This is a genomic window from candidate division WOR-3 bacterium, from assembly GCA_013177935.1.
Classification (GTDB): Bacteria; Hydrothermota; Tepidihabitantia; order Tepidihabitantales; family Tepidihabitantaceae; genus Tepidihabitans.
This window is the reverse complement of record JABLXZ010000001.1, coordinates 200,556-215,711: the sequence shown is the minus strand read 5'-3', so window position 1 is coordinate 215,711 and position 15,156 is coordinate 200,556. Positions and strand designations below refer to the sequence as shown.

The following is a 15,156-nucleotide window of genomic DNA, read 5'->3' as shown; positions in this document are numbered from 1 at the left end:
GAGCCTTGTTTTGCTATACTCCAGAATGAACAGCAGGTTATCACGGTGAGTGTAGCTCAACCTGGTTAGAGCACCTGACTGTGGATCAGGATGTTGGGGGTTCGAATCCCCTCACTCACCCTGAACTTAAATGAGTGATGCGTCCGTAGCTCAACTGGATAGAGCGCCGGGCTTCGAACCCGTAGGCTGCGCGTTCGAGTCGCGCCGGACGCAGGAAAAAGAGAAAAATTATACCCCGCTAGCTCAACTTGGCAGAGCAGCGGATTCTTAATCCGCGGGTTGCAGGTTCAAGTCCTGCGCGGGGTACTTAAAATTGAATATGTTAACTTTATTTTACCTTCTCGCCCTGCTCAGTCCGGAGTTTGTCCGCAGTGCACAAAAAACCACCGCGCCGCAACTAAACAGTCGAAAAGTCTGGGTCTTTTTTACCGACAAAGGCGTATTCGATGAAAACCAGTACCAGAAGGCGCTGACCGAATTAAAAAGAAAATCGCCCCTGATTGGTCAACCGGACTTCGCCGACCTGCCGGTGCGTACCGCTTACATCCGCCAGATTGAAGCGCTCGGAGCTCGCGTACGGCACATTTCCAACTGGCTAAACGCCGCGAGTTTTGATATGCCTTCGGAACTGGTTGCGCAAGTCTATCATCTTCCATTTGTTTATGACATCAAACCGGTCGGAGTTCGCGCCGAATTGGACCGAGAAATCACATTCCCAATTCCTCAACCATTGCCACCGGTGCGCAAGGTCGATACCGCCGAAGCCCATCGATTCTATGGTGCATCCTACGACCAGGCGCAAATGCTGGGCGTCCCTGAGATATTTTACCGCGGTTATCTCGGTTCCGGAGTAAAACTGGCACTTTTTGATACCGGTATAAAACTGAAACACACCGCTGTAAAAGGAATACGCATCACCCGACAGTTTGACTTTCTCTCCGGTGACAATTTCTACTACCAGCGGGGTCTTACCTTCCCACCTGCGGAAATTTCCTCGCTGCGCTATCTCGGATTGGTTAAAGACCCGGCGCTGACCAATACTCAGAACACCCTGATGCTCACATTTGTCGCCGACAGTTTTAACTACCCGTACGGCTTACCAGCCCGTGCCCTGTTTTTCTCTTATTCTACAGACCAGGGCGAAACCTGGACCCCAGCCCGTGCCCTTCACATTTCCCGACCTTACTACTACACCTATGAAAATCTCAAAATGATTTCCCGGGACTCATTAACCTACCTCGCCTATAACGAAGTAAACCTGAACCCCGGAGGCCAACCGGTTTGTTATCTCGGTTACTTCACCAACACCACCTGGCGCAACCGATTAACAGTCGGCACCGGTAGATATCCTGCCCTGACTGTATATGCAGACACCCTGTACCTTGTTTATATTACTAACGACTCCCTCATCACACTAAAAAAATACGATATTACTCAGCCCGACCCGAACCTGTTGCTAACCACTCAGATAAATGTTCTTGAACCAGTCAGTGAGTTACAGATAACCGCTGGACCCAACGGACTTATCAATCTAATCGCCCTGTACCGGACTTCAGGTAAAATTACCCAGTTTCGCTCCACCGATGGTGGTAACACATTCGTTCCTACCGGTGACCTCGTCTCCCAATCTGCCCGAATGACAAAACTTTTCTCCCATCATCTCGCCGACTCAACCAAACTCCTCCTCTACCTTGATGAACACAGTCTGCCCTTCACCCGGCTGATAGCAAAACTATCTACCGACTACGGTACAAACTGGAACAATGGCACGGTCGTTGACAGCACCTTAAACATTGGCGACTTTACCGCGCACATCGGTGATGAGATAAAACTAATCTACGAATCAGATGGCATTTTATACCGGTGCGCGAGTACCGATTATGGTGCCACCTGGCAAAATGCGGCACCCATTGACACGATTGGATTTTCGGCTGCCCCCCGTTTGGTAGGAATAAACAACGACGACTTCTGCCTCTGGTTCCGTCGGGGCGACGAAAATGCGGTCTGGGAAGATGCCGACACCTTAAAATTTTCCCGGGAACAACCCAATCATGGAACAAGAATGGCGTCAATCATCGCCGGCTATCAACCCTACTCCTTAATGGGCATCGCTCCGGCGGTTGACCTGCTTGTCGCCCGGACCGAACTTCACAAAACCGCCAGCAACCGCTACTACGAATACAATATGGAAGAAGACACCTATATTCAGGCACTGGAATGGGCGGCAAAATGTGGCGCTGACATCGTCTCAACGTCGCTTGGCTACCGCGATTTTTATCAGGATGCACAGTTTGACGGCAAAACGATTCCGGTCTCCATCGCTGCTGACCTTGCAACCAAAAAGGGGCTACTTGTTGTTACCGCAATGGGCAACCGCGACTCCACCACTCATCCCTGGCCCCAGCCTTACATTGTTGCCCCAGGTGATGCGGAAGGCGTTATCACCTGCGGCGGCGTTGAGAAAAATATGCTACCCTGGCGCGGTACCGGCATCGGGCCAACCGCGGACGGTAGAATTAAACCCGACCTTGTTGCCCTTGCTGACACCGTTGCCGTTGCTGCGCCCGACTCAGAAAACCTCCTTGAAGGCAGTGTTGGCACATCCTGCGCCACCGCACTCATTGCCGGTTGTGCCGCGCTCTTAAAAGAAGCCCATCCCAACTGGAATGCCGACTCAATCAAGGCAGCACTATTTATGACCGCCACTCTGCCGGTAAAAAGTTGTACCTTCGGCTTTGGTGTTCCGCGGGTTGACTCGGCATTCAAAATCTTTCCGCCCACGCCTCAGGCGCCTCCGGTTTCCCAAAATGAAATCGGCAAAATCTTCCCCAATCCATTTATGTCGGAAGACAACAACCGCATCTATTTCGGCTTAAATATCGCACGGGTTACTCCGGATGCGAGTATCAGCATCTACACAACTGGTGGCACATTGGTCAAAACCATCACGCTTAACGCTCTGAAACTATCAAGTCCGGGCAGGTACTACGAAATCCCATTTCTTGAGGACATCGGCGCCTGCTGGGATGGCAAAAACGATGCGGGCAAACCGGTAGCGTCGGGCTTGTACATCGCAGTTCTTAAAACAACCTTTGGTAGAAGTGCTTCAAAATTTGCCCTGATACGCAAACCTTGATTTTTGGGTTATTATTCGGTATATTTCATTCTGTTCCAGCGTAGCTCAATCGGTAGAGCATCCGGCTGTTAACCGGAGGGTCGCAGGTTCGAGCCCTGCCGCTGGAGTTTTGTTTCAGGTTTAATTATTATTACCAGTCCCCTTTATTTTTATTCCAGAGTACCCACAAAGAACTTGATTTATGACTGTCGCCTAAAGCCGCCACTAACAGCAATTAGAAAAAAGGCGGGCTGGCAAAGAAAGGCACGCTGGACAAAATTACATTCAAGTTTCTCTCCGATGTAAATTCTACAATTTACCGATAACCAGTTAGGATACCATAACTTAATGCTCAGATATCCTCAGTTGACGACATCATACCAACCCCGCTATCGGATACCATCCCGGAAAGGGCCGAGTGGGTCGTTCCCTAGACGGTATCAGGTATAAACCTTTCCTGTTGATACTCCGCAGGTTAAGCCGCTATTGTTGAAAGATTACAGTTAATTTTTAATTGTTTTGGGGTCTAATTAACAATGACCGAATAACGACAACTTTTTAACCCCTGGTCTGATAAAAATAGAAGGGGCTGCGCAATGGCAGCCCCTGTTGTAGATAAGGAGGTGTTATTGCAGCACTATCGCCTTGGCAGAAACCGACTTACCATCAATCGTCAGCCGGTAGAAGTAGGTGCCGTTCGCAACCCGCTTGCCTGAAGCATCACGCCGGTCCCAGGTAACGGTCTTATTACCCGGATTTGAAATCTCATTCACCAGAGTCCTGACCAGTGAGCCCGATGCATCATAAACACTCAGATTGACCCGTCCCGTAGAAGGAACATTGTAACTGATTCGGCAGAAATCCCGCACCAATGTCGGAGCAATACCATCAATCCCTTCCCAGTTGATGCTCGGTTTACCTTCTTCAACCCCGGTAAGGGAAATGATACCTTTTTGAACATTGGGCATAATTGCGGTGCCGTAACCACCAGCAACCCAGATGTAGTTTCCAGAAATCGACCCACCGTGGGAACGCACTGGAGTGAGAAGAGGACGGTCTGCAGTCCAGGTATGATTATTCACATCATAGCGCCAGCAGGCGTTAACAATCGAACCGGTGCGATAACCACCAAATACATAAATATATGTTCCGCCCGAATAAGAGTAGGCAACCGCCCGACCCCAGCCTAATTTGTCGGGCATCGAATCAGCCGCTACGGTCCAGGTATTACCCAATACCGAGTACTTCCACATAGTGCCACGCGTAGAGGTATAGTCATTGGCTGACATTCCGCCAATCACATAGATGGTGTCGCCAACCCGAGCAACCATCGGATTCCGCCGGACATCTGGCATATTTGCCATCGCTGTCCAGGAGTTAGTGGATGGATCATACCGATAAGTGTTGTTAATCGGACCCGAGGTTCCGTCCGGTGAACCGCCAAAGCAGTACACCCAGCCCGAATCCGCATACTCACCAAACGAGTAGTAGAGCAGATTGGACTGAGGCATTGCTGCGGCTTGCGTCCAGGTGTTGGCACCAAGGTCAAGTTTGGTCAGGTAGTTGTAAAACCCGCTGCCACTGCTACCACCGCCTACCCAGATAACATCACCAATTATAACCGCATCGTGGTTATGAACTCCGACGCCACCGCCTGCTGGATGCTGCAATCCCTGTGACCAGGTATTTGCAACCGTGTCGTAAACCTGGTCATAAGGATGGGAGGAGTGTGGGAAGCAGTTGCCGCAGATAACATGGAGATTGCCCTGGGCATCGTTGACACAGGCAACACGGCTCACACGGTCGGGTCGAATCGTATCGCTCTGATACCAGTCAATAGTATACTGCATCACCTGAGCGGTTCCGCGCAACGTGTCGTTGGATCGCGCTTCATCACCCGACAAATCGGTAAACATTGTGACATTATAAGTCCCACCAACCGCGCGCCATTGAGGGGTGAAGTCCACATCAGCAGTTGCACCCGGTGCCAGTGGTCCAGGATAAGTCACACTCTGGTTGTACACCCGGGTTGCACCGGAATCAATCCAGCAGTAAACAGGTATGTTTGACTGCGCAGCAGTACCAAAGTTTTTAATCTTTGCCCGAGGGGTGATGTTACCCGGTGTAATGACGCTCGCCGGACTGACAATCTGAATCACACCCACATCGTTGGTATTCCCGGTAGCGAGGACCTCATACTGACAGGTGTCGGTTGGTGTAAAACCACCAGTTGAACCACCGTAAACCACCGCCTTGCCATCAGCATTACCAACTCCAGTGCCGCGGTAAACCTTTAATAGCACTGTCGGTGTCACAGTCCAGTTTCTTGTACCAAAGTCAAAGTACTGAGTCGTGTCCATCAGCGCCATAGCAGAACTCACGCCCGAATGGACAAACATCGTCTGACCAACAACACCGCTCGCTGCTGCCCAAGTCGCAATCGGCAACTGCGGAAAACGGGTGTTGTCAACCGTCCAGGTGTTTGAAACCGGGTCGTAGAACTCAGAGTGGTTCAAAACGGTCGTGTTCTGATAGCCACCAGTAACCCAGATGGTATCGTGGTAAACACAGCCCATCGCAAAAACCCTGCCCTGGTTCATATCCGCAACCTGAGCCCAGCCACTGCCCGGCGTATAGCACCAGACATTACGGGTCGGGTTGGTCGCTCCAGGCTGGTTGCAACCGCTGATGTAATACAGCTTGCCACCACAGGCTAACACAAGCGGCTGCCAGTTATAGGTTGTACCGGTAAAAGGACCAGGACCACTCGTCCAGGTGTTGGTGCTGATACAGTACTTAAACATCGTGTCAACGGTCGTGCCCAGTGAATAAGAATAACCCGAACAGTAATACAGCGTATCGCCAATAATTGCCGCACCACCATTGGAGATATCAAGCGGACAGGGCGCCCTCGTTTCCCAGGTTGTTGAACCAATCGCATGCCGATAAAGCACATTGGTGGTACCATAACCGGCAAGGACATAAACATAGTTGCCATCAGTGGCACAGGTGTTGTCCATCATCCTGCCCGGCATTTCGCTGTGCAACATCCAGGCATCGTTCGGAAGGGACGGATTTACTGTCCCCCAGACATAGTCGTTTGAGCCATAAGTGCCATAGTACAGTTTTACCTTCTGGGGTGCACTCTGGCTCAAGTCGCTCGTGGTTACATCAGAACCAGCAGCAAACACCAGTCCCAATAGACTAACCAGAGCGAGGAGCGCGACATTCTTCCTCATATCTTTCCTCCTGCTTTTTTGTTTATCTACTTTGAGTCCGGTTCCAAAATACACTGGAACCTTTGACTCCCTAACTACCGAAAGTCTACACTTCAAAGTCCCAATGTCAAATTGTTTTTATCCGTCAAACCGATTTGACTCATTTTGCTATCGAAACCGCTCGAGGACATAGTGCTTGCCATCATAGTAATATTGAACAATCTCACTTATCGTTATATTGCGGCACAACACATCAGCTTGGGCGCCCAGGCCTCTTGGAACATAAAGATAGAACCTCGGCCCTAACGCCGCGAACCTTTGCCATTCCTGCGCCTCTTCTTGTTCAACGGTCGTTTCAGTTTCAACCTCAACAATCATCACCAACTTGCCTGTCTCGCCGTTCAGAACCACGATGTCTGGAAACAACTCTTTTCCCATCTCGTCCCGAACCGCTTTGGTCTTTACCGGATGGTTCGCAAAAGTGATAAGGTGCGGATGAGCCGGATTTGGGTAATGATAACACCGCTTGCTCAACACATTTATTAGATGGTCATGCTTAACCTGTTCCTCAACATCTCGCTCCGCCATCTCACACCTCCTCTTTATCACTAATAGAGAATCGGCGCCGAACTCAACCTCGATTTAATTAAACACCAGTTAAACCCATTTGTCAAGAAGAAATTTACCTTTCCCGAATCCTTGACCATCAAGACCAAACGAGTAAAATATAGCCATCTTGAAGCATATTCTTCCCTACCGTGTCGGCCTCGGTTTTGACGCCCATCTTCTAAAAAAAGGACGCCCTTTGATACTGGGCGGTATACATATCCCCTGCTCTTATGGATTGATGGGCTACTCTGATGCCGATGTACTCGTTCATTCCATCATTGATGCCCTGCTCGGCGCGCTGGCGCTGCCCGACATCGGCACCCTGTTCCCGGACAGTGACCCGAAGTACCAAAACGCCTGCAGTACCGAATTGTTACAAACCGTTGTTAAACGAATCAAACGGTCTCGCTGGCAGGTGGCACAGATTGACTCAATACTAATCACCGACATCCCGCGCCTTACGCCCTTTGTTGTTGCAATTAGAGAAAATGTTGCGAAACAGTTAAAAATTGCTCCGGTACTCATTGGGTTAAAGGCAAAGACAACCGAAGGCACCAGGATTGCCCTTAAACGTAAGAGCATCGCCGCACTCAGTATTGCGCTCCTTGTTCCCCAAAAACGATGATTCCACTTTACGATGACATCAAATCCCGGCATCGGCCCTATATTAACTACTGTCTCATCGGTGCCTGTTCGGTGGTTTGGATATTACAGTTCACCCGTTCGCCCGAGGCTTTTGAATGGCAGATAAGGCAGTTTGGTATGATACCGGCAAAAATCGTCCAGGGACAGAGCCTCTGGACCCTTTTCAGTTCTATGTTTATGCATGGCGGTTGGTTTCACTTTTTAGGCAATATGCTCTACCTCTGGATATTTGGTGACAATGTCGAAGACACTCTGGGCCATTTCTTTTACCTCTTTGTTTATATCATCTCCGGACTTGCCGGCAATCTACTCCAGGTGTTGGTCGCTCCTTTTTCGCGCATCCCTACCATCGGTGCCTCCGGTGCAATTTCTGGAATAATGGGCGCCTATTTTGTTTTCTTTCCGCGTGCCCGGATTTTAACCCTGGTCCCCTTCTTTTTCTTTATCCGTTTAATCTATCTTCCCGCTTCACTTCTCTTAGGATTCTGGATACTGTTCCAAATCCTGTACGGTTGCTCCTCTTCACCGGGAACCGGTGGTGGCGTGGCTTATTTCGTGCACATTGGCGGTTTTGTCTGTGGCGTATTAATTGCGTTACTGGTCAGGAAACGGGTCCAGCGTCCCTGGTACGAAATTTACTGATTTTACTCCTTCGCCTCTTCTTTTACCCGTTTTGCCTCTTCAATTATCTTAGCGGCAATCTCACGGGGCACTTCCTCGTAATGGTCAAACTCCATCGTGAAAAATCCTCGACCCTGGGTCATTGAACGAAGACTGTTGGAGTATTTATACATTTCCGCAAGCGGCACCTGCGCCTTGATTACCTGTAATCCACCCTGCATTTCCATACCCATTATCCTGCCCCGGCGCGCGTTCAAATCACCAATCACATCTCCGGTGTAGCGGTCCGGTACAGTCACTTCAATCCTCATAATTGGCTCAAGCAGCACAACGCCCGCCTTCTCGCAGGCATTTTTGAACGCCAAACCGCCCGCAATTTTAAACGCGATATCCGAGGAGTCGACCTCATGGTAGGAACCGTCGTAAACGGTGGCTTTGATGTCCATCATCCGGTACCCGGCAAGCACACCCTTCTCCATCGCTTCAACAACACCTTTCTCAACCGAAGGGATGTACTTCGCCGGTATCGCACCGCCATAAATCTCATCGACAAACTCAAAACCCTCACCCCTGCCCTTTGGTTCGATTCTGAGCCAGACATCGCCATACTGACCTCTACCACCAGTCTGTTTTTTGTGCTTCCCCTGCGCCTCGGCTTTGCGGGTAATTGTTTCACGATAAGGAATTCGGGGTTTCTCAATATCGACATTCACATCGAACCGCCGTTTGAGCCGACCGATAATGACATCAAGATGCAACTCACCCATACCGTTAATCAATTGCTGGCCTAACTCGGCATTGTATTCATAAGAAAAGGTCGGGTCTTCTTCATGAAGTCGGGCGAGTCCATTAGAAACTCGCTCTTCATCTCCTTTACTTTGAGGAACAATCGCAACCGAAATTGATGGCTTGGGGAAAACAATCGGTGCCAGCCGCACCGGCTCCTTCTTATCAGAAAGGGTATCGCCGGTGTGGGTATCGCGCAACTTAACCAGTGCCCCAATCATTCCTGTTGTCAAGCGCGCCACTTCACTCCGTTCCTTGCCTTTGACAATGTAAATCTGGTTGATTTTCTCGTCCCGCTGGTTCGTCCCATTCACCACCACCATTCCCGGCTCCAGTTTCCCTCGAAAAACTCGCACATAGTGCATATCACCAACATGGGCTTCGGAAATTGTCTTAAACACCAGCGCGCACACCGGACCATCGGGTTCGGGTTTAATCTCAATTACCTCATCGGTTCCGAGCCGGGTTCCTTTCAACGCCGGAATCTCAACCGGACTGGGTAAAACATCAACCGCCAGGTCCAGTATCTGGTCAACACCGACCTGGGTAAGCGCATCGCCACCCATCAACGGATAAACCACCCCTGCCTTAATACCCTGGCGCACTGCGGTCCGCATCTCGTCGGGCGTGATTTCCGCTCCTTCAAGAAACTTCTCCATAAGCGTTTCGTCAACCTCAGCCGCCGCCTCAATCAATCGCTCTTTCCACTGACGAATCGCCTCATTCATTTCTGCCGGTACCGGAATCTCCTTGCGTGCGCCATTTTCGTAAAGATAGGCTTTATCGTTCAAAAGGTCTACCACCCCTTTTAATCCGCTTTCCTTTCCAATCGGTATGTACACCGGGGTGACTTTGCTACCAAAGATTTTTCTTACCTCTTCGGCAATCGTATCAAAACTGGTATTTTCCCTTGTTAATTTATTGATAAAAACAACCCGGGGCAGTTGCAACTCTTCAAGTCGGCGCCATGCCATTTCGGTACCAACCTCAACACCAGAGGTTGCGTCCACAACCACCACCGCACAGTCAATTGCCCGAACCGCGGATACAACATTGCCAAAAAAGTCCGCGTAACCCGGCGTGTCAACAAGATTTATCAGAACATCCCGGTACTCGCCATACCCCAGAGAAAGGTTAATGCTGATTTTCCGGGCAATTTCATCCTCATCATAATCGAGCAAAGAAGTACCGGCATCAACCGAACCCAGTCGGTTATTCTGCTTCATCGTGAAAAGTAGCGACTCGCATAACGAGGTTTTGCCCGAGCCGCCGTGTCCAAGAAAACCGATATTGCGAATTTGCTCTGCTTTATAATCCTTCACAATTTCCTCCTGAAAATTTATTTATTATTCTGGTAATATAACTAAATTGCTAATTGAGTCAAGTAAAGGTATTCGAAATAAAAAAGGGCGCCCGGAGACGGGCGCCCGATAGTTATCGCTGCCTTTTCTATTCGAGAACCAACGCCTTCGTTCTAATGTTGACATCAGGCGTGCTGATATTCAAGAAGTAAACACCCCGGGCAAGAGTTCGCGGCTGCCACACAAAGACCCCTTTACCAGCCGCAACTTCAAACGCTACTTTATCAACCATCCGTCCTGATGCATCATAGGCTTCAAACACGAACCTGCCGGGTTGGGTTACATTGTAAGAAATTGCGGTTTTCTTGCGGAAGGGATTAGGGGCGATGTGGACCTTATCCATAAGATTAACCCCGGAATTTTCCGCCACGCCAACATTGGCATTGTACCACTGCTGTGCCGCATCGGCATTGTTCCGAATTGCAGTTTCGTCGGTTCCGCCGACCACCGCAATCGCAAATCGCTGCGTCGCGCCCGGGTCGATATTAAACGGTCCAGCCGAAGTAACGATCGACCAGTCATAGGCACGGTTGGAGTTACGCTGCCGAATTGTTCCGTTCAAGAACCGCCACTTCATATTATCGGTCATCGCCGAATCCGGGTACACATAAATTGCGTGGTCAACCAGGCTCAGATTGGCAAACGAAGCCGGCTCAAGAATTTTAACCCCAACTGAAGGGTTAGCCGAACTTGCCTGCCGCATATAGGTCAAACGCCGCACCGTATCCGAGGCGCCCTGGTTTGTAGCGGGCGAAGAGCCGATATCAAAGTCCATAAACACACCAGCGTACAGTCCATTCACCGCACTGGAACCTTGATTCTCAATATCGTAGATAATCACGATAAAGTCGTCATAGTTGGTGCCGGCACTCATATAACTGTTCTGGGTAACCTTTAAATTTTTCGGAGTCGAATGACCGGCATCAGAAAAACTACCATAGAAGTGCTCATCGCCAATCACCGGTGGAACAATCGCCCGCAGTGAATCCACTGCCCGCAGGTCGTTGTTGACCGGACCACTTGCCGGTTGACCAAAATGCCGGTCAGCAACATAGTTGGCATCAGTACCCATCGCAAACGAACCATAGAACAGACAGGAAGCCGCGGTCTTGGGATAGCAGAAGCCAGAACCGAGGTCGGCTTGCGGGTTGTCGTAACCAATCGAACCGAAGCAGGAGACGCTCAGTTTACAATAGCCGGTGTCGTGGTCCATAACAGCAAACACATTGGCAATGCGTGTTTGCTGACGTAAGGAGTCATTGGCACGATTCAGGTCTGAAGAAAGGTCGGTAAACATCGTAACCGTATACTGGGCACCACCAGGTCCAGTGTTCCAGGTTGGAAAGGTCACTTCTGTTCTATTACCCGGTTGCAACGGACCAGGGATTGTTACGGTCTGATTGTAAATTCGGGTTGCGCCGGAATCAATCCAGCAGTAAACCGGTATGTTGGATTCGGCGCTCGTCCCAAAATTCGTCACACGAGCAACCGGTGGATAAGAACCAGGTCCAATATTAGCCCCGGGAACCACAATCTTTGAGACTCCGACATCATGTGCCAGACCCGGAATCCGGCTGATGACCGCCCGGATGTTACAGTTGTAATCCAGTCCAAGGTCGGCTAACTGCTGCCACCGGGTACCATTAGTGGAGATAAAACCACCCCGGTTGCGCACCATTGGTCCTGCATCGCATCCTATCGGATATCTGCCCGCAGCGTGCGTTAACCGAACACAAGCCCAGAAGTCGGTTCCGGCTTGCATAATAAGCGGCGGATTCAAATCGATTCGCTTCCAGCGCATAGTATCGGTTCCGCTATAAGGTATCGACTCCAGTTTCGCACCCGGGGTCGTATCGTTCTCTTCACCAAAGATAAAGACATAATCATTCGAAGACTGACCCCACTGATAAAACAAAACCGCTTTGAGTGTGCAGGCGGTCGTCGGTGTAAAACGCGCCGCAGTGTAGAATGTCCCGCCATTGGTTAAACCCACACCGGTATAAGGCGTGCCGTCGTAATGTAGCGTCTCATCCGGAGCAAAGGGCAACGGGAACTCAACCGCATGGCTTCCTCCCGGCAATTCGACCGGTGCGATAACCGCTTCCGACCGGCTGATGATAGGGGTATTTACTCCTTGCTCGCTTTCGGGTAATGCCGCAAGGGCAATTCCCAGCGCAAGGAAAAAGACCACCCCGACACGACAGTACTTCATCTTTACCTCCTTTGGTTTGCTTATCGTCCTTTAGCCTAAACAGTTACCAGGTTTGAGTATAATTATTAATCACCTTTTGTCAATAGGGTATTTATTAATATCTCCTTTTATTATCGATTGCGTGATGAAATTCTTGACAGCACCCTGCTTTTTACAATATCTTATAATCCGATGCCGAATCGTATTAACTCGGTGTTTGCATTTGAAAACTCCCTGATTGCATACGCTGTCGGGGACAATGGGCTTATCATTTTCACCCGTGATGGCGGCGCAAACTGGGAAAGGCTTAATGCACCGGTTACGGTCAATCTTTACAGTATCTGTTTTCCCAGGGAGTCAGACATCGGTTACATCTGCGGCGATGCAGGTACAATCCTAAAAACTGAAGACGGTGGCAAAACCTGGTTTCCCTTGAATTCTGGTACAGATGTGGACTTGCGAGCGATAAAATTTCCTGTCTCAGACGAAATCGGTTTTGTTGCCGGAGATAGTGGCACAATCCTCCGCACCGGCGATAGTGGTAAAACATGGGAAAAACTGCTGACCGCCACGAACGAAAAAATTATGGATATCCACTTCCCTGCCGACGATATGACCGGCTATGCAGTAGGGCTTAATGGAACAGTACTGAAGACCTCGACGAGCGGACAATTGTGGTTTTCCCAGCAGGAAAATGTCCAGGGGCTTGTTGCCAACACCCATTTTACCGCTGTGCATTTTCCCGCCGATGATGTCGTCGGATTTATGACCACCACTTCCGGAAAAGTTTTCTTTACCCCGAACGGCGGTGAAATCTGGCGTCCTCTGCCCATTGAAATGGTTCTTCCGCCACTTTACTCGCTTGATATGCGACACGACACGATGGCTGGTTTCTGTGTCGGCGCAAAAGGAACGGTGATTCACACCATTGATGGCGGCGAAACCTGGGAAAGGATTAACGCGGCAACAACCTATGACCTGTATACCATCCGATTTTTCCCAGACGGGATTGTCGGCATCATTGGTGGTGACGAACTTACCCTTTTGCAAAGTCGGGACGGCGGCTACAACTGGACACCGGTCAATATTAACCTTTAATATTAGAACCCCTTACACCTTTGACTTCAGATTAAAAGGTTGTTAGGCTTTTATTATGGACTACCGGTTGTTGTCTATTTTCACCTTACTCCTCTGGGGTATTTGGGGATTTCTGACAAAAGTCCTGACCCGTGACACCCCGGCAGAAACCATTGCCCTCTGGTCAACAATCGCCAGTGTTATTCCGATTCTTATCTACACTCTGTCGGTCGGAACAATGCACTGGGTGAAGTCAACACCGGTCGCCTTTCTCTCCGGTGCCGCCGCCGGATTAGCAACCATTTTCTTCTATCTGGCGATGAAAAAAGGACCCGCTTCGGTCGTCATCCCTTTAACCGGAATGTACATCATCATTCCCGCTGTCCTCGGTTATATCATCCTTAAAGAGCCGTTAAATTTAAAACACCTCATTGGATTGGGCTTTGCCATTTTAGCGGTCCTGTTTCTCGCTTAACCAGATTTTTCTGGAGTTAATAAGTAGATGAGGGCACCAATTAACGCCAGACCGGCAGCGACAAACATAACTGCTCGGTAACCAAAATTACCTGTCACACCCTCAAGGAGCGCACCCAGTACTGCAGCAAGACTTAAAACCGATTGGAGCATACCAGCTGCCGTTGACCTCTCTGGGTTAGTTCGCATTAGCTGTTTTAATGAACCAAGATAAAGGCAGGACCAGGAAAGTGCCAGCACCAATTGTACAGGAATTACCTGACGAAAGTCGTTTGCCAGCCCAAATGCGATAAATACTAAAATAGAAAACAACAGTCCACTCTTAATAAGCCTTTCCTCCTCATAATGCTCGAGGAGGTTCATAAACACAAACTGTCCCAATGGGTTGAGCGCATAAACCAACCCCACCCAAAACCGGTTTGCCCCGAGGCTGGAAAGATAAACCGGGAAAATCGTCCAGATGCTAAATGCCCCTAAGTGCCGTAAAAGAAAAGAAATGTAAATCCGCCAGTTTCTTTTTAACACCCTTAAATCAAAAAATGTCCGCCCCAATTCAACTTTCTGACTGCGCAGTCCCAACAAGGCGATTACGCTGGTTAACGCAATCGCCAGTGCTGCGACAACAAATATTACCTTTTTGCTAACCAAGCCAAAAATCAACGCCCCTGTTGCCCAACCCAGTGAACCAAATCCACTGAACCTTCCCAACCTCTTATTGTTCTCATAGAAATAGGCAACCAGCGCAGCCGGAAAAACACCGGCACAAAGTCCGGTAAGAAATCGAACCCCGAAAAGCCAAGACAGGTTTCTAACTGGAATGTGCAGGGCAAGGGCTAATGCAGAAACCGCCAGCCCAACAACGACAAAAATTTTCCTGTTGCCAAAATCTGCCCATCTACCAAACAACAAATTGGAAAAAAACATTGCCCCCTGGTAAACTCCTACCAGAAGACCAATTGATGCTGCACTGGCTCCCAACTCCTTTGCCAGAAGAGGGATGTAAACAACTCCTGCCATTAAACCGGCGTTGGCAAGAATCTGTATTAAATACGGAACCAT

10 protein-coding genes and 4 tRNA genes are annotated in these 15,156 nt (G+C 49.6%); 9 read left to right on the top strand and 5 right to left on the bottom strand.

The window, feature by feature from the left end; translation table 11 throughout:
• The first annotated feature begins 45 nt into the window (after positions 1-45).
• From HPY86_01025 to HPY86_01005, 5 genes are all read left to right on the top strand, one after another.
• Positions 46-120, top strand: a tRNA-His gene (locus HPY86_01025).
• Positions 121-139: 19 nt separating this feature from the next.
• Positions 140-213, top strand: a tRNA-Arg gene (locus tag HPY86_01020).
• A 19-nt stretch (positions 214-232) separates the two neighbouring features.
• A tRNA-Lys gene (locus HPY86_01015) sits at positions 233-306 on the top strand.
• A gap of 13 nt (positions 307-319) precedes the next feature.
• A complete protein-coding gene (locus HPY86_01010) occupies positions 320-3,136 on the top strand; it encodes a S8 family serine peptidase (GenBank protein ID NPV13502.1) in 2,817 nt (938 codons plus the stop codon).
• Positions 3,137-3,170: 34 nt separating this feature from the next.
• Positions 3,171-3,243: transfer RNA gene (locus tag HPY86_01005), tRNA-Asn, on the top strand.
• 498 nt (positions 3,244-3,741) lie between these two features.
• Here HPY86_01005 and HPY86_01000 read toward each other — a convergent pair.
• Positions 3,742-6,354 (bottom strand): T9SS type A sorting domain-containing protein, encoded by a 2,613-nt coding sequence (locus tag HPY86_01000; protein NPV13501.1) that lies wholly within the window; start codon positions 6,352-6,354, stop codon positions 3,742-3,744.
• Positions 6,355-6,501: 147 nt separating this feature from the next.
• Positions 6,502-6,921, bottom strand: a complete 420-nt coding sequence (locus HPY86_00995; protein ID NPV13500.1) for a hypothetical protein — start codon at positions 6,919-6,921, stop codon at positions 6,502-6,504.
• Positions 6,922-7,078: 157 nt separating this feature from the next.
• On the opposite strand from HPY86_00995, the gene ispF reads away from it, so the two are divergent.
• The gene (gene ispF / locus HPY86_00990; protein ID NPV13499.1) at positions 7,079-7,567 is read left to right on the top strand and encodes a 2-C-methyl-D-erythritol 2,4-cyclodiphosphate synthase; all 489 of its coding nucleotides are present in this window, start codon (positions 7,079-7,081) and stop codon (positions 7,565-7,567) included.
• Positions 7,564-8,229, top strand: a complete 666-nt coding sequence (locus tag HPY86_00985; GenBank protein NPV13498.1) for a rhomboid family intramembrane serine protease — start codon at positions 7,564-7,566, stop codon at positions 8,227-8,229. Before ispF ends, HPY86_00985 begins: the two co-directional genes overlap by 4 nt.
• A gap of 2 nt (positions 8,230-8,231) precedes the next feature.
• On the opposite strand, the gene fusA is transcribed toward HPY86_00985, so the two are convergent.
• Positions 8,232-10,316, bottom strand: coding sequence for an elongation factor G (gene fusA, locus HPY86_00980; GenBank protein ID NPV13497.1), 2,085 nt, complete (start codon positions 10,314-10,316; stop codon positions 8,232-8,234).
• Positions 10,317-10,443: 127 nt separating this feature from the next.
• Positions 10,444-12,567 carry a T9SS type A sorting domain-containing protein gene (locus tag HPY86_00975; protein ID NPV13496.1) on the bottom strand — a complete coding sequence of 708 codons (2,124 nt, stop codon included), beginning with the start codon at positions 12,565-12,567 and terminating at the stop codon, positions 10,444-10,446.
• Between the two features lie 171 nt (positions 12,568-12,738).
• On the opposite strand from HPY86_00975, the gene HPY86_00970 reads away from it, so the two are divergent.
• Together HPY86_00970 and HPY86_00965 are read left to right on the top strand one after the other, a co-directional pair.
• Positions 12,739-13,644: a hypothetical protein gene (locus HPY86_00970; protein ID NPV13495.1), complete on the top strand. Its 906-nt coding sequence runs from the start codon at positions 12,739-12,741 to the stop codon at positions 13,642-13,644.
• A gap of 55 nt (positions 13,645-13,699) precedes the next feature.
• Positions 13,700-14,098, top strand: a complete 399-nt coding sequence (locus HPY86_00965; GenBank protein NPV13494.1) for an EamA family transporter — start codon at positions 13,700-13,702, stop codon at positions 14,096-14,098.
• On the opposite strand, the gene HPY86_00960 is transcribed toward HPY86_00965, so the two are convergent.
• Positions 14,095-15,156, bottom strand: a complete 1,062-nt coding sequence (locus HPY86_00960) for an MFS transporter (protein ID NPV13493.1) — start codon at positions 15,154-15,156, stop codon at positions 14,095-14,097. The two genes, HPY86_00965 and HPY86_00960, sit on opposite strands and share 4 nt — an antisense overlap.